The organism is Streptomyces aquilus (assembly GCF_003955715.1).
Classification (GTDB): Bacteria; Actinomycetota; Actinomycetes; order Streptomycetales; family Streptomycetaceae; genus Streptomyces; species Streptomyces aquilus.
The window spans coordinates 1401378-1418735 of record NZ_CP034463.1 but is presented as its reverse complement, the minus strand read 5'-3'; the positions used below and the strand labels follow the sequence as shown (position 1 = coordinate 1418735).

17 protein-coding genes and 1 pseudogene are annotated in these 17358 nt (G+C 73.8%); 7 read left to right on the top strand and 11 right to left on the bottom strand.

The features are described from left to right. The first annotated feature begins 2 nt into the window (after positions 1-2). Together mptB and EJC51_RS49385 are read left to right on the top strand one after the other, a co-directional pair. Positions 3-1388: a polyprenol phosphomannose-dependent alpha 1,6 mannosyltransferase MptB gene (gene mptB, locus EJC51_RS06660; protein WP_126270182.1), complete on the top strand. Its 1386-nt coding sequence runs from the start codon at positions 3-5 to the stop codon at positions 1386-1388. Next, on the top strand, positions 1385-2761 hold the full coding sequence (locus tag EJC51_RS49385; RefSeq protein ID WP_126270181.1) for a glycosyltransferase 87 family protein: 1377 nt from the start codon (positions 1385-1387) through the stop codon (positions 2759-2761). The genes mptB and EJC51_RS49385 overlap by 4 nt, the downstream gene beginning before the upstream one ends. Positions 2762-2820: 59 nt before the next feature. Here EJC51_RS49385 and EJC51_RS48605 read toward each other — a convergent pair. The 3 genes and pseudogenes from EJC51_RS48605 to EJC51_RS06640 all read right to left on the bottom strand — a co-directional run. Beyond that, positions 2821-3657 (bottom strand): annotated as a pseudogene (locus EJC51_RS48605) (D-alanyl-D-alanine carboxypeptidase family protein); the annotation flags it as partial. 134 nt (positions 3658-3791) lie between these two features. Further along, positions 3792-4919 carry a transcription termination factor Rho gene (gene rho, locus EJC51_RS06645; protein WP_126270179.1) on the bottom strand — a complete coding sequence of 376 codons (1128 nt, stop codon included), beginning with the start codon at positions 4917-4919 and terminating at the stop codon, positions 3792-3794. A gap of 245 nt (positions 4920-5164) precedes the next feature. Beyond that, the gene (locus EJC51_RS06640) at positions 5165-5992 is read right to left on the bottom strand and encodes a class I SAM-dependent methyltransferase (protein WP_126270178.1); all 828 of its coding nucleotides are present in this window, start codon (positions 5990-5992) and stop codon (positions 5165-5167) included. A 101-nt stretch (positions 5993-6093) separates the two neighbouring features. On the opposite strand from EJC51_RS06640, the gene EJC51_RS06635 reads away from it, so the two are divergent. Then, a complete protein-coding gene (locus tag EJC51_RS06635) occupies positions 6094-7014 on the top strand; it encodes a zinc-binding dehydrogenase (RefSeq protein ID WP_126270177.1) in 921 nt (306 codons plus the stop codon). A gap of 27 nt (positions 7015-7041) precedes the next feature. On the opposite strand, the gene EJC51_RS06630 is transcribed toward EJC51_RS06635, so the two are convergent. Then, complete coding sequence (locus tag EJC51_RS06630; RefSeq protein WP_126270176.1) at positions 7042-7440, bottom strand: nuclear transport factor 2 family protein; 399 nt, start codon at positions 7438-7440, stop codon at positions 7042-7044. Positions 7441-7545: 105 nt separating this feature from the next. Between EJC51_RS06630 and EJC51_RS06625 the strand changes: the two genes are divergently transcribed. After that, on the top strand, positions 7546-8277 hold the full coding sequence (locus tag EJC51_RS06625; protein WP_126270175.1) for a class I SAM-dependent methyltransferase: 732 nt from the start codon (positions 7546-7548) through the stop codon (positions 8275-8277). An 83-nt stretch (positions 8278-8360) separates the two neighbouring features. Here the strand turns inward: EJC51_RS06625 and EJC51_RS06620 are convergent, their stop codons facing one another. The 3 genes from EJC51_RS06620 to EJC51_RS06610 all read right to left on the bottom strand — a co-directional run bounded on the left by EJC51_RS06620 (position 8361) and on the right by EJC51_RS06610 (position 11486). Beyond that, positions 8361-9125 (bottom strand): GntR family transcriptional regulator, encoded by a 765-nt coding sequence (locus tag EJC51_RS06620; protein WP_126270174.1) that lies wholly within the window; start codon positions 9123-9125, stop codon positions 8361-8363. A 120-nt stretch (positions 9126-9245) separates the two neighbouring features. Further along, complete coding sequence (locus EJC51_RS06615; RefSeq protein WP_126270173.1) at positions 9246-10412, bottom strand: serine hydrolase domain-containing protein; 1167 nt, start codon at positions 10410-10412, stop codon at positions 9246-9248. Positions 10413-10517: 105 nt separating this feature from the next. Further along, entirely contained in the window at positions 10518-11486 is a 969-nt protein-coding gene (locus EJC51_RS06610) for an acetylxylan esterase (protein WP_126270172.1), read from the bottom strand. Positions 11487-11612: 126 nt separating this feature from the next. On the opposite strand from EJC51_RS06610, the gene EJC51_RS06605 reads away from it, so the two are divergent. Then, positions 11613-12995: an 8-oxoguanine deaminase gene (locus EJC51_RS06605; protein WP_126270171.1), complete on the top strand. Its 1383-nt coding sequence runs from the start codon at positions 11613-11615 to the stop codon at positions 12993-12995. An 81-nt stretch (positions 12996-13076) separates the two neighbouring features. On the opposite strand, the gene EJC51_RS06600 is transcribed toward EJC51_RS06605, so the two are convergent. The 3 genes from EJC51_RS06600 to EJC51_RS06590 all read right to left on the bottom strand — a co-directional run bounded on the left by EJC51_RS06600 (position 13077) and on the right by EJC51_RS06590 (position 15132). Continuing rightward, the gene (locus tag EJC51_RS06600) at positions 13077-13664 is read right to left on the bottom strand and encodes an Rv1733c family protein (RefSeq protein WP_126270170.1); all 588 of its coding nucleotides are present in this window, start codon (positions 13662-13664) and stop codon (positions 13077-13079) included. Between the two features lie 105 nt (positions 13665-13769). Further along, complete coding sequence (locus EJC51_RS06595; RefSeq protein WP_126270169.1) at positions 13770-14534, bottom strand: ferredoxin reductase; 765 nt, start codon at positions 14532-14534, stop codon at positions 13770-13772. Beyond that, a complete protein-coding gene (locus tag EJC51_RS06590; protein ID WP_126270168.1) occupies positions 14527-15132 on the bottom strand; it encodes a sulfite oxidase-like oxidoreductase in 606 nt (201 codons plus the stop codon). Before EJC51_RS06590 ends, EJC51_RS06595 begins: the two co-directional genes overlap by 8 nt. Before the next feature lie 182 nt (positions 15133-15314). Between EJC51_RS06590 and EJC51_RS06585 the strand changes: the two genes are divergently transcribed. Next, positions 15315-16241 carry an NADP-dependent oxidoreductase gene (locus EJC51_RS06585; RefSeq protein ID WP_126270167.1) on the top strand — a complete coding sequence of 309 codons (927 nt, stop codon included), beginning with the start codon at positions 15315-15317 and terminating at the stop codon, positions 16239-16241. Then, positions 16238-16963 carry a GNAT family N-acetyltransferase gene (locus EJC51_RS06580; protein ID WP_126270166.1) on the top strand — a complete coding sequence of 242 codons (726 nt, stop codon included), beginning with the start codon at positions 16238-16240 and terminating at the stop codon, positions 16961-16963. The genes EJC51_RS06585 and EJC51_RS06580 overlap by 4 nt, the downstream gene beginning before the upstream one ends. Here EJC51_RS06580 and EJC51_RS06575 read toward each other — a convergent pair. After that, positions 16960-17352 (bottom strand): MarR family winged helix-turn-helix transcriptional regulator, encoded by a 393-nt coding sequence (locus tag EJC51_RS06575; RefSeq protein ID WP_126276843.1) that lies wholly within the window; start codon positions 17350-17352, stop codon positions 16960-16962. The genes EJC51_RS06580 and EJC51_RS06575 overlap by 4 nt on opposite strands. Positions 17353-17358: the final 6 nt, after the last annotated feature.

Sequence of the window (17358 nt, the reverse complement as noted above, 5' to 3'; positions counted from 1 at the left end):
GCGTGGTCGACCTACGCCGCTGCCAGATACTCGGCCTGGCCGGAACCACCGTCCTCGCGGCAGGCGGTGAAACGGCCGGCGCCCTCCCTGTGAGAGACCTTCTCGGGCCCGCCTCCGTACACGCCGCCGTCGGTCTCATCGGCGTCTACTTCGGCGTCGTGCTGCTCATCGCGGCCTGGGCGCTGCTGGGCCGGCTGGTCAGGACCACCGAGCCGCCCACTCCGCGCGAACTGCTCCTCGTCCTGGCGCTCTGGGCGGCACCCCTGCTCCTCGCCCCGCCCCTGTTCAGCCGCGACGTCTACAGCTACCTCGCCCAGGGCGCCATGGTCGACGCCCACATGGACGTGTACGCGCACGGCCCCGCACAGCTCGGCGGTCCGCTCGCCGACGAGGTCGCCCCGATCTGGCGGCACACCGGGGCGCCGTACGGCCCGGTCTTCCTCGCCGTCGCCTCCGCGCTGGCCGGCCTCACCCGCGGCGAACTTCCGGCCGGCCTCTTCGGCATGCGCCTCGTCGCGCTGTCGGGCGTGGCCCTGATGGCGGCGGCGCTGCCCCGGCTCGCCCGGCACAGCGGCGCCGACCCGGCCGCGGCGCTCTGGCTCGGCGCCCTCAACCCGCTCGTCCTGCTCCACCTGGTCGCCGGCGCCCACAACGACGCGATCATGCTCGGGCTGCTGGGCGCGGGCCTGGTCGCGGCGCTCGGCCGGTGGCCGGTCGTGGGCGCCGTGCTCGTCACCCTCGCCGCGCTGGTCAAGGCGCCCGCCGTGCTCGGGCTGGCCGCGGTCGTCGTCCTCCAGACCCGGGCCGGCCGGCGCCCGGCGAAGGCCGTGGTGACCACCGCCGTCGCCGCGGCGGCCACCACGGTCGTCGCGACCGCCGCCGCCGGGACGGGGTACGGCTGGATACGCGCCCTCAGCACACCGGTGTCGCCCCAGAACTGGGCCCTCACCAGCCTCCTCGGCCGCGCCACCGGTGCCCTCCTGGAACACCTCGGCAGCGACCTGGCACCCCTGGCCGTCCCCGTCTGGCACGCGCTCGGCATCGCCCTCACCGCGGGCCTCGTGGCGGCCATATGGTGGCGGCTGCGGCCACGCCCGGTGTACGCGCTCGGCCTGAGCCTCGCCACGGTGGCCGCGTTCGGCCCGGCGATCCGCCCCTGGTACGCCCTGTGGGGCCTGTTCCTCATCGCCGCCGCGGCACCCACCGCGTCGGTACGGCACCGGGTGGCGGCCGTGACCGGTGTCCTCGCGCTCGCCACCCTGCCCAGCGGCGGCCCGGCCGACGCCGGCCAGTTGGTGCTGGCCGTCTCCGGGGGCGTCCTGGCCCTGGTCGTCCTGTGGCAGGCCCACCAGACGGACCGGGCGCCCGCATGGGGTCGTACGGCATGAACCCGCCCCGCACCGACCGCGGCCGACTGCTGCTGCTCCTCGCGCTCGCCACCGCCGTCACCGTCTTCACCGCGACCGTGCCGCTGCTGCGCGACTGGTTCGACCTGCGCGTCTACTACGGGGCCGTGGACAGTTGGGTCCATCACGGCGGGCGGCTGTACGACTACCGGGTGCCCGGCACCACGTACGGCTTCACCTACCCGCCCTTCGCCGCCGTCGCCATGCTGCCGATGGCGCTGCTGCCGCTGTCCGCCGCGATCGCGGGTTCCGTGCTGCTCAACGCGGCGGCGACGGCTGTCGTCGCGCGGGTGCTGATCGGACGGCCGCTCAGGCGCTTCGGCTGGTACGGCTGCGCCCTCGCCGTGTGCGCGCTGGCCCTGTTCGAGCCGCTGCGGGACACGTTCAGCTTCGGCCAGGTGAACCTCCTGCTGCTGGCCCTGGTGCTGACCGACGCCTGGCTGCTCGCGACCGGGCGGGGCCGGTGGGCGGGCTGGGGCATCGGTCTGGCGGCGGCCGTCAAACTCACGCCCGCGCTGTTCATCGGCCTTCTGCTGCTGGCCGGGCGCCGCCGGGCCGCCGCCGTCGCGACGGCCGTGGCGGGCGGGGCCACCGCCCTGGCGGTGTGGGTGGCCCCGGACGCCTCCCGCTTCTACTGGACCCAGGCGATGTGGGACACGACACGGGTGGGACGCCTGGACTACGTCTCGAACCAGTCGCTGCAAGGGATTCTGGCGCGGCTCGGGGAGACGGACCGAGCGGCCTGGGCCGTGGCGGTGCTGCTGGCGCTCGGCGTCTGGGCGGTCCGCGCGCGTACGGCCGCCGCCGCGGGGGACTGGACGGCGGCGTTCGCGCTGACCGGGCTGACCGCCTGCCTGGTCAGCCCGATCACCTGGGTGCACCACCTGGTGTGGCTGCTGCCGGCCTTCGCCGTGCTGGTGCGCGCCGGGCACGCGCGCGTGGCCGGCGCCCTGTACGCGGTGCTGTGCACCAGCGTGGTGTGGCTGTGGTTCGACGACGCGTCCGGCGTCGACGGGTTCCTCGGCAGCAACACGTACACCTGGATCACGCTCGGTCTGCTGCTGTGGCTGCCGACCGGTCAGCCGCGCGCGGCCCGCCCGTTCCTGGCCCGCAGGGCGAAGGCGACGACGCCCGCACCCAGTGCCGACGCGCCGACGATCATCCCGGCCCGTGTCCAGTCGGGCCCGCGCTCCGGCACGGTCGCCGCGGCCACGGGCACGGCGGCCGGGCCCGGCCGCGGTCTGCCGCGCAGGGCGTCCAGCGACCCCACGGCCGCGACGCGGCCGGCCGCGCCGAACCCCCAGTCGAGCAGCTCCCGCGCCTCCTCGTACACGGCGAAGCCGCCGCCCGCCTGAGGGTTCATGACGGTGACGACGAGGGTGCGCCCGCCCCGCTTCGCGGCGGCGACGAGGGTGTTGCCGGCGTGGCTGGTGTAGCCGTTCTTGATGCCGACCAGCCCGTCGTACCGCTCGACGCCGTCGGCGCCGGTGAGCAGCCGGTTGGTGTTCTGGATGGCGTACGACCAGCCGCCGCCCCCGGGGAACTTCGCCTGCGCGGTACGGCAGTACCGGGCGAAGTCGGGGTTGCGCAGCCCCGCCCGCCCGAAGACGGCGAGGTCGTAGGCGGACGAGACCTGACCCGGCGTGTCGTAGCCGTCGGGGGAGCGCACATGCGTGTCCAGAGCGCCGAGCGCCCGGGCCTTGGCCTGCATCCGGACGGCCGTGGAGCGCCAGCCGCCGCTGAGCCCGGCGAGGACGTGCACGGCGTCGTTGCCGGAGTTGAGGAAGACCCCGCGCCACAGATCGGCGACCTGGTAGGTCTGTCCTTCCCGCACCCCGACCAGACTGCTGCCGTCGCCGACGTCGGCCAGTTCGTCGTTCCCCACCCGGTGCCGGATACCGGCGGGCAGCAGCGGCAGCACGGTCAGCGCGAACAGCGTCTTGAGCGTGCTGGCCGGCGGCAGCCTGCGATGCGCGTCGTGCGCCGCGAGCACCTCCCCGCTGTCCGCGTCGGCCACGACCCACGACAGCGCGGAGACGTCCGGGAGACGCGGCGCCTGGCCGAGCGGCCGCACCTGGGTGCCGGAGCGGTACAGCAGCCGCGGCTGCGGGGCGGAGGCCCGCGCCCCGCCGGGCGCGTCGGGGTCGGAGCCGGTGGACGCGACGGCCGCGGCGGGGGCGAGCACGAGCAGGCCCGCCGTGCACAGCGCACAGGCCGACGCGACAGCCCGGGAAGGAAATCCGATGGTCATACCGCAAACGTAGGAACGGAGCCGACATCTACCCGGCTGCCCGGGCCGTACGGGACGCGCGAGCACCCGGACGGGGGATGGGCCGACGACGGACCAGGGAGAGGCGGCGTCGGCCCGGACGAGCCGACGAGGCGTCAGGCCGCGGGCAGCGTCGGCTGGATGCGGTGGACGAACGTCGCGTTGTCCGGGGTCTCGCGCATGCGCTCCAGGAGCGTCTCCAGGCCGTCCTTGTCCCGCAGGGCCCGGCGCAGCCCCCGTGCGGCCGCCAACTCGGCCGGGGGCAGGAGGAGTTCCTCGCGGCGGGTGCCGGAGGGGTTGAGGGAGACGGCCGGGAAGACCCGGCGGGCGGCGAGTTCGCGGTCGAGGCGGAGCTCCATGTTGCCGGTGCTCTTGAGCTCCTCGAAGAAGAAGTCGTCGGCGCGGGAGCCGGTCTCCACCAGGGCGGTGGCGAGGATGGTGAGCGAGCCGCCCTCCTCGGCCGCCCGGGCGGCGCCGAAGAAGCGCTTGGGGCCGATCAGCGCGGTCGCGTCCACGCCACCGCTGAGCGTGCGGCCACCCGAGGCGGCGGCGTTGTTGTGCGCCCGGCACAGCCGGGTGAGCGAGTCGAGCAGGATCACGACGTCCTCGCCGGCCTCGACGAGCCGCTTGGCCCGTTCGATGACGAGCTCGGCGAGCGCGATGTGCTGCTTGGGCGTGCGGTCGAACGTGGAGGCGTACACCTCGCCGCGCACGGAGCGCCGCATGTCGGTGACTTCCTCCGGGCGCTCGTCGAGCAGCACCACCATCAGCCGGCACTCGGGGTGGTTGCCGGCGACGGCCGCCGCGATCTGCTGGAGCAGGACCGTCTTGCCGGTCTTCGGCGGGGCCACGATCAGACCGCGCTGGCCCTTGCCCACGGGGGCCAGCAGATCGGTGACGCGGCCGGTCAGACCGGACGCGGGGTGTTCGAGGCGGATGCGCTCGCGCGGGTGGAGCGGTGTCAGGTCGCCGAAGCGGCGACGGTTCCTGTCGGGGGTGCGGCCGTTGACCCGGGCGACCTCGGTGAGGGCGCGCTGGGTGCCGCGGACACCGTCGACGAGGTCGCCCTTGCGCAGGCCGTGGCGGCGGATCAGCGCGGGGGAGACCTGGAGGTCGGTGGGCTGCGCCAGCAGGCCGGCGGAGCGCAGGTGGCCCTTGCCGCCGGCGTCGATGTCGAGGACGCCGGTGACGGCGCGGACCGGGGATTCCTGCTGGATCGGGGGGTGTTCGAGTGTGGTGGTCATGATGGTGGGTCCTTTCACGGACGTACGGCATGAGGCATGCGGAAGGGAGAGAGGCCGCGAACGAGAGGGAAGGCGGACACAGTGCCTTCGAGCGGCGGGAAACCAGCCATCGGACCCGTGTGGTCACGAGGCGGTGGGAAGAGGCCGGTACGGCGAGTGCGCCGATCGGCGGACTGTGGAGAGAACTGGCACCGGCGCCCACGACTGGGCGTACACAAGTGCTAGCAGGACCGTACCACGCCGGTTCAGCGGGTGGCGAGGAGTCCGTAGAGAAGCGGGATGCGCGGCTCGGGGAGCCGCCACCAGCCGGACGGGGTGCGGACCATCTGCGGCCAGCGCGGCCACGGCAGCTCGTCGCTCTCGGTGAGACGCCGGATGGTCAGTCCTGCCCGCACCAACGCGTTGAGGACCTCGCTTATTCCGTGCATCCACTCGTAACTGTCCGTGGCCCCCTCGACGGCCGGCCCGTCGGTGTACGTGTGGGTCGCGTCCCGGCGCACGGCCCCGGCGCCGCCGAGGTAGTCGTGGCGCAGCAGGAGTTCCGGCCCTTCTCCCGGGGCGGGCTTGGGGCCGAGGGAGTTGAGGAGGGGATGGAACTCGACGACGTACAACTGGCCGCCCGGGCGGAGGAGTTGGGCGATCACACCCGCCCACCGCTCCAGGTCGGGCAGGTAGCACAGGGCGCCCTTGCCCGTGTAGACGACGTCGAACCGCCGCCCGCCCAGGGCCGCTTCGGCGTCGTACACATTGGCGTGCACGTAGTCGACGTCGGCGCCCGCCTTCGCCGCGATGTCCCGCGCCGCCGCCACCGAGGCGGCCGAGAAGTCGAGGCCGGTCGCGCGGGCGCCGCGCCGGGCGAAGGCGATCGTCTCGGTGCCCAGATGGCACTGGAGGTGGAGCACGTCGCGGCCGGACAGGTCGCCGAGGTCGTCCCACTCGAAGCCGGCGAACCACCGGGCCGGGTCCAGGTCCTCGTCGAGCCCGTAGAACCGGCTGGCGAGGTGGACGGGTGTGCGGGCGTCCCAGTTCGCCTGGTTGGCCCGCATGAGCCGCGCGTGCTCGTCGGTGGTCATGGGGCCATCCAAGCGGCAACGGGCGTGGAGTGGTGGGAAGAAGTCCGGATCGGCCACGGTTGGGGTCGGGGAATGGCCGATGGCGACCGGAGGGACTGGCAATGCGCGCATTGATCGTGGACCCGGAGGCACCCGGACGACTGAGCCCGGGGGAGGCGCCGGAGCCGGTACCCGGGCCGGGGCAGGTCCTGGTGGAGGTCCGGCACAGCTCCCTGAACGCCGCCGAACTGTACTTCGCGGAGCGCGGCGCACCGGGCGAGGTGATCGGCTTCGACTCGTCCGGCGTCGTCGTGCGCGCCGCCGCGGACGGCACGGGCCCCGCGGTGGGCAGCCGGGTCGTGGGATTCGGGGAGGGCGGCGGATTCGCCGCGTTGCGGGCCCTGGACGTAGCCGACCTGGCCGTGGTCCCGGACGGCGTCGACCTCGGCGAGGCCGCCGCCCTGCCCGTCGCCGCGGGCACCGCCCTGCGCGCGCTGGAACAGGCGGGACCGCTCCTCGGCCGCCGGGTCCTGGTCACCGGGGCGTCCGGCGGAGTGGGAGGCTTCGCGGTGCAGCTCGCGGCGCTCGGCGGGGCGTACGTCATCGGCGTGGCCGGTTCCGAGGACGGGCGCCGGTGGGTCGGGGAGCTCGGGGCCGACGAGGTGGTGGCCGGGCCCGAACAGGTGACGAAGCCGGTCGACATCGTCATCGACAACGTCGGCGGTGCCCAACTCGGCGCCTCCTACGCCCTGTTGGCGTCCGGCGGCACCGTGCAGAGCGTCGGCTGGGCGTCCGGCGGGGACGCGGTGCTGCCGGTCGGCTCCACCCTGGGCAGTCCCGCGCCGAAGTCGATCGTCTCGGTCTACAACGGCGGCGGACTCACCGACCGCCGCGCGCAGTTGGACCGTCTGCTCGCCCTGGTCGCCGCCGGGAAGCTGCGGGTGCCGGTCGGCTGGCGGGGGCCATGGGACAAGATCGCGGACGCCGTGGCGGCGTTGGGCGAGCGCCGGCTGCGCGGGAAGGCGGTGCTGGACGTGGGCTGAGCCGGCCCGCTCGCGGACGCGGCCGTCTCACGCGAGCCGCGCCCGCGCCTCCTCCTCGATGCGGGCGAACTGGGCGCCCATCGCCTCCGCCAGGGCCTGGGCGCCCGACAGCGGGCGGACCATGACCGTGAACTCGTCGATCAAGCCGTCGCCGTTGACGTGCAGGAAGTCGCAGCCGGTGAGCCGGCGGTCGCCCACCCGTGCCTCGAAGACCAGGGCGTGGTGCTCCCCGTCCGTGCCCTCGATCTCCCGTACGTAGCGGAAGTCCTCGAAGACCCGCGAGACGCCGTGCAGGATCGCCGCCGTGATCGCCTTTCCGGGGTACGGCTTGAAGACGACCGGGCTGGTGAAGACGACGTCCTCCGCCAGCAGTGCCTCGACGGCGTCGAAGTCCCAGGCCTCGACCGCCTCGCGGAAAGCGCGCATCCGACCTCACCTCGTAGTCAATTAATTGAGTAAGTGCGTTTGAGGGTAGACCGCGGGGGGCGGGATGTCCACGGGCGCGGGCGGGCGCTCCCCTAAGCTGACGCGATGTTCAGCCCCGAAGGCCCGAGCCTCCGCGAACTCGCCGTCCAGGCCCTGTCGTCCGTGGAACGCGGCTACGACCTGCTCGCCCCCAAGTTCGACCACACGCCGTTCCGTACACCCGACCCCGTGCTGGACTCCGTCGGCCGGGCCCTGGCCCGCAGGGGTCCCTTCGACGCCGGCCTCGACCTGTGCTGCGGGACCGGTGCCGGAGCCGGGGTGCTCGCGCGGGTGTGCCGGGAGAGCGTGACCGGGGTGGACTTCAGCAACGGCATGCTCGCCGTGGCCCGAGAGCGCGTACGGCCCGCCGCTGCCGGGCCCCGCGTGGACTGGGTCCGCGCCGACGCCCGTGCCCTGCCGTTCGGCGCCGCCTTCGACCTCGTCGTCAGCTTCGGGGCGTTCGGGCACTTCCTGTCGCGCGAGCTGCCCGGGCTGTTCGGCCAGGTCCGCTCCGTGCTGCGACCGGGCGGCTGCTTCGCGTTCCCCGTCGTCGCACCGCCCCGCCCGGGGTCCCTCGGCTACTGGATGCTCCTTGGCTTCGACCTGGTCATGCGGGTACGGAACGCCGTCTGGCGGCCGCCGTTCGTCATGTATTACCGGGCCTTCCGGCTGGGGGACGTCCGCCGGGAACTGGAAGCCGCGGGCTTCCGCGTCGACCTCGAACCCCTGCCCGAGTTCGGACGCCGGGGTGACGGCAGCCCGCGGGTGCGGATGATGGTGGCGAGCCTGCCCGGCTGAAGGACCGCTTCCTGCGGCCGGCACGGCTCCGACGGCAGGAGAACGGCAACGGCCTGTGGCTGGTACGGCAGTTGAGCGACTCGTCACCGCACGGCCGGATCCCGCGGACTCCGTGGTGCGGCCGTACTTCCGTCGGCCGGCAGCGTGAACTCGTAGACCAGCGCGCCCTGTCGGTCGTCGAGCACCAGGTCGGTGATCTCCAGTGGCCGGGCGTACTGGTCGTGCACCCGCCGGGTCACCCGTACCGCGGGCGCGTCCGCCAGCGGGGTGATGGAGTCGCGGTGGTGCAGGGTCAGGCCCGCCCTGCGCATCCAGTCGTAGGCCCGCCACAGCTGCGCCGAGGCGGTGCCGTCGGCCCGCTCCCGGTACCGGGCCAGCTCCTCGACCTCGGCGAGCGCCACCGCGGAGAAGGACGTCACGGCCGTACGGCGGCCTCCCGAACCCGCCGACTCGTAGCGGTGCACCAGCGTCGGCCGGTGCGGGGCGAGCCCGAGCGCCTCGGCGTGCTCCGGCGGGGGAGTCTCCCAGGTGACGGTGGCCCGGTCGGCGGCGACGGCGGGAGCGGCGCCGACCGGAAACGCGAGCGCCGACGGGGCCCGGACCGGCTCCCCGGGCAGGGCGGCATGGCTGCCGCGCCGGTCGGTGGCGACCATGCCACCGCGCCGGAGCACCTCCAGAGCCTGCCGTACGGTCTCCCTGCTGACGCCGTACCGCTCGGCCAACCGCCGCTCGCTCGGCAGCCGTTCACCGGGCGGGACGGTGCCGTCGCGCAGTTCCCCGAGGAGTTGCGTGGCGACCTTCCGGTACAGCGGTTGGTCCTGGACCTGGTGCGGGGTGGTGCGGGCCATGCCGCGCCTCCTGTAGTGACGTGCCGTAGCCGTGCGGGCTCATTGCGCCACCAGATCTAGCATTGGTCTAAACCACCTGGGAAGAGAGGCCCGCCGGTTCGGCCGAAACCGGACCGCCCGTCACAGGGCGCTGTAGAGGGCCTCGACGAGCGCCGTCTTCCGCGGATCGTCGGCGATTCGAGGCCCCATGCGGTTCATGACGTACCCGAGTGACACCCCCGCCTCCGGGTCCGCGAGACCGCAGGAACCTCCGAAGCCGTCGTGTCCGAAAGCGCGCGGGTTGGGTCCGTACGATCCCCCGTCCCCGCTCAGCCACAGCCCGAGCGCCACCTCGGTGTCCCGGCCGAGCCCGGCGCCCAGCACCAGGTCACGGCAGCTGCCCTGCCCCTCGCGCACCCGCTCGGCCGCCTCGGGGGACAGGACGCGACGGCCGTCCCAGGTCCCCCGGCATGCGAAGACGCCGTACAGCTGGGCCACCGCACGCGCGGTGCCGTGCCCGTTGGCGGCCGGGATCTCCGCGGCCCGCCAGGCGGCCGAGTTGGCGTCCGCCGCGCCCATCAGGGGGTTGGCCAGCGCGGCCAGCGCCAGGGGCGGCAACTGCACGGCCGCCGCGCCCTGTTGGCCGTTCGCCGGCGGTGCCATGTGTTCCAGCTCCGCCGCCCGGCCGTACTCCTTCTCCGGCAGGCCGATGCTGAAGTCGATGCCGAGCGGCCCGGTCACCTCCCGGCGCAGGAAGGCCCCCGGCAGCAGTCCCGACACCCGCCGTACCACCTCCCCGACCAGGAAGCCGTAGGTCAGCGCGTGATAGCCCGACTGAGTGCCGGGCTCCCACCAGGGCTCGGTCGCCGCGAGCCGGCGTGTGGTGAACTCCCAGTCGTAGAGCTCCTGGAGGGAGTGCGGCTCACGCGGCCCGGCCAGTCCGGCCCGGTGCGACAGCAGATGCCGTACGAGCACCTTCTCCTTGCCCGCCGCCGCGAACTCCGGCCAGTAGGTGGCCACCGGTGCGTCGAGGTCGAGCAGCCCGCGGTCGGCGAGCACGTGGGCGCACAGGGCCGTCGGTCCCTTCGACGTCGACCACACGTTGACCAGCGTGTCCCGCTCCCACGGGCGGGTGCGTGCCGCGTCGGCCCAGCCGCCCCACAGATCCACCACGGTCCGGCCGTCGACCGTCACGGCCACGGCGGCGCCCAGCTCGCCCCGGTCCCGGAAGTTCTCCTCGAACGCGGTCCGCACCGCCGCGAACCGCTCGTCGCAGTGGCCTTGGACCAGGGATTCGTGCTCGGACATGGGCGGCCTCCGTGTCGCACACCGGAAAGCCGGGCCGCGACGCTGCGACCCGGGCCCATTGAACGTACCGACTGGTCGGACTGGAGGGAAGGTGTGCGACGTCCGTCAGAGGTGCGAGCGCAGCCAGCGCAGCTTGACCGCCTCCTGGTAAGGGCCGCCGCCCTCATGGTCGTTGAAGTCGTACACCTCGATCTCCCGGTCCTCGTGCGCCCAGTTGTTGAAGGCGGCGAAGACGGTGGAGGGCGGGCAGACCGTGTCCTCCAGGGCCGTCGAGAAGAGGGCCGGGGCGCTGCCGCGCGCGGCGAAGTGGACACCGTCGAAGTAGGAGAGGGTGCGCAGGGTGTCCTCGGTGCGGCCGCGGTGCGTCTTGAGGAACATGCCGATCTCGCGGTACGGGTGACTGTCCGTCATGGTCGTCGCGCGCGGGAAGTGGCACAGGAACGGCACGTCCGGCGCGACCGCCACCAGGTCCGGCACCAGGCCGCCCACCGCGAGGGTGATACCGCCGCCCTGGCTGACGCCGGTGACGGCGGTGCGCGCGGGGTCGACGAGCGGATGCGAACGGGCCGCCTCGACGGCCCGCACGGCGTCGGTGAACAGGCGGCGGTAGTAGTAGGTCTCGGGCGACTCGATGCCCCGGGTCATGAAACCGGGGTAGGCGGGCCCCGCGCCGACCGGGTCGGCCGTGGCACCCCCGCCGCCCCAGCCGCTGCCCTGGCCGCGGCTGTCCATCACGAAGTGCGCCCGGCCCGAGGAGGCCCACAGCAGATGCTCGTGCGGCAGCCCGCGCCCGAGGCCGTACCCCATGAACTCCACGATGACCGGGAGCGGTTCCTCCGCTCCGGCGGGCAGGGTCAGCCAGCCCCTCACCGGGTGACCGCCGAACCCGGCGAACGTCACGTCGTACACCCGCACCGTGGACAGCCCCGTGTCGACGGGCTCGAAGCGGGCGTCCAGGTCGTGCTCCCGGGCCTCCTGGAGGGTCTTGGACCAGAACGCGTCGAAGTCCTCGGGCTCCGGCGAAGTGCTGCGATACGTGCGGAGCTCATCGAGGGGAAGGTCGAACAGGGCCATGTAGGACCGCCTTTGGGATGAGGTGCGGATGAGACGTGTGGATGACAGGTGCGGATGATCACACCGTACGTGGGTGGTCCGACGAATCACCAGGCCCTTGCCCGGTCACGGGCCTACGATGGCGCCATGTCAGCTGCCTCCGAAGTGCCTGTTCGGAATGTCGAACTGCTGGTCAGGGACGCCGACCTGCTCGTCGTCGACGGGGAGCGGGAGATCCGGGGCGGCTGGGTGGCCGTCACAGGTGGTCGGGTCACCGCCGTAGGAACGGCGGGGAACGAACCCGAGGCCGATACGACCGTGTCGGCCGCCGGCCGGCTGGTCACGCCCGGGCTGGTCAACACCCACCACCACATCTACCAGAACCTCACCCGCTCCTACGCCCCCGCCGTGAACGGCACCCTCTTCGACTGGCTGACCACGCTCTACCCGCTGTGGGCCGCCCTCGACGAGGAGGCCGCTTACGTCTCGGCGTACGTCGGCATGGCCGAACTCCTCATGGGCGGCTGCACCACGTCCTCCGACCACCTCTACGTCCACCCACGCCCGCGCCTGGTCGACGCCGAGATCCGCGCCGCCCGCGACATCGGCTTCCGCTTCCACGCCACCCGCGGCTCGATGACACGGTCCGTCGAGGACGGGGGACTGCCGCCGAAGAGCGTCACGCAGTCGATCGACGAGGTGCTCGCCGACAGCGAGCGGCTGATCAAGGCGCATCACGACCCCGAACCGGGCGCCCTGATCCGGGTCGCGCTCGCGCCCTGCTCGCCGTTCTCGGTGACCAGGGAGGTCATGACGGCCACCGCCGAACTCGCCGAGCGGCATGACGTCCGCCTCCACACCCATCTCGCCGAGGACCACGACGAGGACACGTACTGCCTGGAGACGTACGGCTGCCGGCCCGTGGAGTACTTCGAGGACTGCGGCTGGATGAGCGACCGCACCTGGGTGGCGCACTGCATCTACCCGAACGACGCCGAGCTGCGCCGCCTGGCGGACGCGGGCGTCGGTGTGGCCCACTGCCCCAGCTCCAACATGCTGATCGGCGGCGGCACGGCCCGGGTGCGGGAGATGCGCGAGCTCGGCCTGCCCGTCGGCATCGGCTGCGACGGCTCCGCCTCCACCGACCACGCCTCCCTCTGGATGGAGACGCGGGGCGCCCTGCTGCTCGGCCGCTACCGCGGCGGCCCCGGCGCCATGACCGCCCGGGACGCCCTCGACATGGCCACCCGCGGCTCGGCCCGCTGTCTCGGCCGCGCCGACGAGATCGGCCATCTGCGCCCCGGCGCCTGCGCCGACCTGGTCGTCTGGGACCTCCACGAGATCGCCCTCGCGGGTGCGTTGACCGACCCCGTGGAGGCGTGGCTGCGCTGCGGACCGGCGCGCGCGTGGACGACGGTGGTCGCGGGCCGGGTGCTGGTGGACCGGGGGGAGCCGGTGCTGCCGGGGCTGCGGGACGCGTTGCGGGACCACGGCAGGGTGGCGCGGCGGATGCAGGGCATCGACGGGTGACGCCCGAGGGTGCGGGGCCATGAGAGGCAGGGCATCGAGCGCGAGCGGTGACGACCGGGACGGCGGCCGCGGGGCGTCCGCTCATGCCGGCCGGCGGCGCGTCCACTCCGGTTCCGTACGGGCCCACTCCGCCTCCCACTCGGCGAGGCGGCGGCGGGTGGCCACATGGCGTACGGCGAGCCGGCCGAGAAGGATCACGCCGACCGTCCCGGCGCTCGCGCACACGCCCATGGTGACGGTGTGCTGCCAGACGGAGACGGCGTCCGTCGGCTCCGGGACGTTGCGCCCCCGGCTGTCGAACCACACCGTGACCATGTCACCGTCGCGCGACCCGGCCGGCACCCGGGCGGTGGCCGTCCTGCGCCCCTCGCCCGGCTCGGTCCAGGTGACCGTCGTGCGGAAGGTGTGCGCCCGGCTGCCCTGGACTGTGGGCAGTTCGTTCGGGATCCCGCCGACGACCTCGGCGCGCACGCTGTGGCGGTCGGCGCGCTGGGCCACCGCCACCGCCTGCGCCTCGGAGTGTGCCCACCGGGCCGTCAGCGCCCCGGCCAGCGGCGCGACGACGAGCAGCAGCAGGACGACGACCAGCGTTGTCCACGCCTCGACGACGTCCGACCGGCGCCGCAGCGGATTGTGCCGCCAGCGCCAGCCGCGGACCCGGGTTCGCATGTCGACCTCCTCGCACTGGTGCGAGTGCCCACATCGGTCTCCGATACCCCGTATGCAGGCCATTGTCCACCCGGAGTCCGTGGCCGCGCACGGCGTCGGGAGGGGTCAGCCGAAGCGCTCGATCCGGATCCGGTCCACCGGCTGCCCGGCCGCCACCAGCAGCCGTGACGCGTGCTCGGCGAAGGCGTTGGACCCGCACACATAGGCCTCCCACCCGCCCTCCGGCGCCTCGGCCAGGAGCGGCGCCACATGGGCGGCGGCCATACGTCCCACCGGCACCCCCGCGGGCGCGCTCCGCGTGAACACGGGTGTGGTCTCGGCACCCAACTCGCCCGCGTAGATGAGCTCCTCGGGACTGCGCGCGGACACCAGGAGGCGCAGCGGGACGTCCGACCGCCGCGCCCGGCGGTGCCGCACCATCGACATCAGCGGTACGACGCCGGAGCCGGCGCCGATCAGCAGCGCGGGCCGGTCGCCGGGCCAGGCGAAGAAGCCGCTCAGCGGGCCGCGCACCTCGACCTGGTCGCCGGGCCTGGCCACGGTGTGGAACCAGCCCGACACCTCACCGCCCTCGACATGGTCCAGGGTCAGCTCGATGTGCCCCTCGTCGTCGGGCGCGGAGGCGATCGAGTAGTGGCGCTGGGCCACATAGCCGTCCTCGGCCGTCAGCCGCAGCATCAGGTGCTGGCCGGGCAGATGCCCCGCCCAGGCGGGCACCGCGAACCGGTAGGTGGCGGCGTGCGGAGTCTCCCGGCGGATCTCGGTGAGCGTGGCCGTCTGCCACAGCGCGGCGGCCCGGTTGCTCACGGCGATGCGCCCGGGCACGGCGAACCGCGTCGGCGGAGTGAAGGTCGAGAGGGTCTCAGTCACCGGAGTACCGCTGCTCCTCCCACGGGTTGCCCCGCGCGTGATAGCCGTTCTGCTCCCAGAACCCGGGCTCGTCGTGGTCGAGGATCCGCAGCCCCGCGATCCACTTGGCGCTCTTCCAGAAGTACAGATGCGGCACCAGCAGCCGCGCCGGACCGCCGTGCTCGGCGGACAGCGGCTTGCCGTCGAACTCCCAGGCGAGCCACGCCCGTCCACCGGTCAGGTCCGCCAGCGGCAGGTTCGTGGTGTACCCGGTGTGCGAGTACGCGACGACATGGGTGGCGGCCGCCCGCGGGCGTACGGCGTCCAGGAACGCGTCCAGGGACACGCCCCCGAACCGGACGCCGAACTTCGACCAGCTCGTCACACAGTGGATGTCGCCCTCGTACACCGAACCGGGCAGCGCGTGCGCCTCCTCCCAGTCCCAGGTGCGGGGTTCCTCGACCAGCCCGTCGACACGGAAGGTCCAGTCGGCCGGCGACAGCTCCGGCGTGACCTCCGCGGACAGCACGGGCCAGTCGTCGCCCGCGTCGTACTGACCGGGTGGCAGCCCGGCGTCGGGGACGCGGGGGCGTCCGGTGAAGCCTCGGGTGACGTTCATGGTTCAACCGTACGCTGTCGACGCCCCTGCTCCGTCCCTGGTCAGAGGGTCTGATCATGACGGCCGTATGAACACCGCCGCATTCATTAAGCGCGTATGAACTCTCCGCCGCCCGGGGAATAGCCGTCCGCCGATCTTCCTTGCCGTCTGATGCCCGGCGCGAGCGAAGGAGAGTGGGAGCCATGCCCAAGGCGTACGTGTTCACGCGGTCCGGCGGACCGGAGACGGAGGCCCTCGTCGAGGTCGACCGGCCCGTCCCCGGCCCCGGTCAGATCCTGGTCGCGGTGCGCGTCGCGAGCGTGAACCCCATCGACTGGAAGCTCCGCACCGGCTACCGCCGTCCCACGGACTCCGGCGAACCGGTCTTCCCGGTCGTCTTCGGCAGCGAGGTCTCGGGCGTCGTCGAGGAGATCGGCGCGGACGTGGACGGGTTCGCCGTGGGCGACGAGGTGTTCGGCAACACCGCGGCCGGTGGGTACGCCGAGTACGCGCTGCTGCCCGCCGCGCTCACCGCGCACAAGCCCGCCGGGCTGTCCTTCGCCGACGCCGCGACCCTGCCCGTCGCCGCCGCGACCGCGTACGACGGGGTCCGCCAGCTCGACCTGCCGAGCGGGGCGACGCTGCTGGTCACCGGCGCGGGCGGCGGGGTGGGTGCCGCTGCTGTGCAGATCGCCCGGGCGGACGGGGTGCGGGTGCTCGGCGTCGCGAGCGAGGGCAAGAAGGACTTCGTCGAGTCGCTCGGGGCCGTCCACGTCCCCTCCGGGCCGGGCTGGACCGAGCGCGCCGCCGCGGCGGCACCGGACGGCGTCGACGGGGTCTACGACCTGGTCGGCGGCGCGGTGCTGGCCGAGGCGGCGCAGCTCCTCACCGACCGGACGAAGCTCATCACCGCGGGGGCGCCGCCCGAGGTGGTGGCCGAACTCGGCGGTGCCCGCGTCGCCCGGGCCCGCACGACGGCCGTCCTGGACGCCCTGGCCCGGCTCGTGGTGAACGGCGGCCTCGACCCGCACGTCATCCGGCGCTTCCCCCTCGACGAGGCCGGCGAGGCGCTGCGTACCGTCGAGGAAGGCCACGCCCGCGGCAAGGTCGTCATCGAGGTCGCCCGATGAGCGAGCTCGGCACCGCGCGCGTGGACGCGGCCCACGTCCTGGACAACCCCGCCCTGGCCTCCCTCACCGGCCCGCACGCCCACTTCGCCGAACGGCGTGGCCGCGTCCTGCGCTACCCCGTCGACGTCTCCCCGTGGCTCGCGCTCCCCGAGGACCCCACCCCGGACGACTGGGCGGACCTCGCGGCGCTCGCGGGTCCCGGCGCCGAGGTGCCGCTGCCGGGCTTCCGCGGCGAGGTGCCGGAGGGCTGGGAGGTCACGTTCCGGATGGAGGGCGTGCAGTTCGTGGACGACGGACTCGCCGCCGCCCCCGAACCCGAGGCGGTGCTCCTCGGCCCCGCCGACGTCCCCGAGATCCTCGACCTGATCGAACGCACCCGGCCCGGCCCCTTCCTGCCCCGCACCATCGAGCTGGGCACCTACCTGGGCATACGACGGGACGGCGCCCTCATCGCCATGGCGGGGGAGCGGCTGCACCCGCCGGGGTGGACCGAGATCAGCGCGGTCTGCACCGACCCCGCCTTCCGCGGCGAGGGCCTGGCGACCCGGCTGATCCTCGCCGTCGCGCACGGCATCAGGGAGCGGGGCGAGACCCCGTTCCTGCACACGAGCGCCCGGAACACCAACGCCATCCGGCTGTACGAGGCCCTCGGCTTCCGGCTGCGCCGCACGACCGCGTTCGCGGCGGCCCGCGCCCCGGAGCGGCTGGTGGCGGTGTCCTAGGAACGGTCCGTGCCGGGGGCGTTGTAGCGCGCGAGATAGCCGGCGAACCGTACGAGATCCTCGTCCGGCCAGTCCGCCAGCCGCTCCTGGAAGGCGGCCCGGCGGCTCTCCGTGACCTGGGCGAGGATCTCCCGGCCGGCCTCCGACAGATGCAGCACCTGCACCCGGTGGTCGTCCGGGTCCACCCGCCGCTCGACCAGCGCGGCCCGCTCCAGGGCCGCCACCTGGCGGCTGACCGTCGACTTGTCCAGGGCGTAGTGCGCGGCCAGGTCGGTCGCCCGGCAGCCGTCGCGCTCCTCCAGGTGTCCGAGCAGGGTGTACGAGACCAGCGACAGCTCGGGGTGCATGCGCCCCGCCGAGGCCCGGGCGCGACGGGCGAAGGCCGTCATCTCGCG

Bases quoted from the DNA above. Each gene is read 5' to 3' on its own strand.
- EJC51_RS49385 (WP_126270181.1), top strand. From the start codon at position 1,385: ATGAACCCGCCCCGCACCGACCGCGGCCGACTGCTGCTGCTCCTCGCG.
- rho (WP_126270179.1), bottom strand. From the start codon at position 4,919: ATGACCACCACACTCGAACACCCCCCGATCCAGCAGGAATCCCCGGTC.
- EJC51_RS06640 (WP_126270178.1), bottom strand. From the start codon at position 5,992: ATGACCACCGACGAGCACGCGCGGCTCATGCGGGCCAACCAGGCGAAC.
- EJC51_RS06635 (WP_126270177.1), top strand. From the start codon at position 6,094: ATGCGCGCATTGATCGTGGACCCGGAGGCACCCGGACGACTGAGCCCG.
- EJC51_RS06630 (WP_126270176.1), bottom strand. From the start codon at position 7,440: ATGCGCGCTTTCCGCGAGGCGGTCGAGGCCTGGGACTTCGACGCCGTC.
- EJC51_RS06625 (WP_126270175.1), top strand. From the start codon at position 7,546: ATGTTCAGCCCCGAAGGCCCGAGCCTCCGCGAACTCGCCGTCCAGGCC.
- EJC51_RS06620 (WP_126270174.1), bottom strand. From the start codon at position 9,125: ATGGCCCGCACCACCCCGCACCAGGTCCAGGACCAACCGCTGTACCGG.
- EJC51_RS06615 (WP_126270173.1), bottom strand. From the start codon at position 10,412: ATGTCCGAGCACGAATCCCTGGTCCAAGGCCACTGCGACGAGCGGTTC.
- EJC51_RS06610 (WP_126270172.1), bottom strand. From the start codon at position 11,486: ATGGCCCTGTTCGACCTTCCCCTCGATGAGCTCCGCACGTATCGCAGC.
- EJC51_RS06605 (WP_126270171.1), top strand. From the start codon at position 11,613: ATGTCAGCTGCCTCCGAAGTGCCTGTTCGGAATGTCGAACTGCTGGTC.
- EJC51_RS06600 (WP_126270170.1), bottom strand. From the start codon at position 13,664: ATGCGAACCCGGGTCCGCGGCTGGCGCTGGCGGCACAATCCGCTGCGG.
- EJC51_RS06590 (WP_126270168.1), bottom strand. From the start codon at position 15,132: ATGAACGTCACCCGAGGCTTCACCGGACGCCCCCGCGTCCCCGACGCC.
- EJC51_RS06585 (WP_126270167.1), top strand. From the start codon at position 15,315: ATGCCCAAGGCGTACGTGTTCACGCGGTCCGGCGGACCGGAGACGGAG.
- EJC51_RS06580 (WP_126270166.1), top strand. From the start codon at position 16,238: ATGAGCGAGCTCGGCACCGCGCGCGTGGACGCGGCCCACGTCCTGGAC.
- EJC51_RS06575 (WP_126276843.1), bottom strand. From the start codon at position 17,352: ATGACGGCCTTCGCCCGTCGCGCCCGGGCCTCGGCGGGGCGCATGCAC.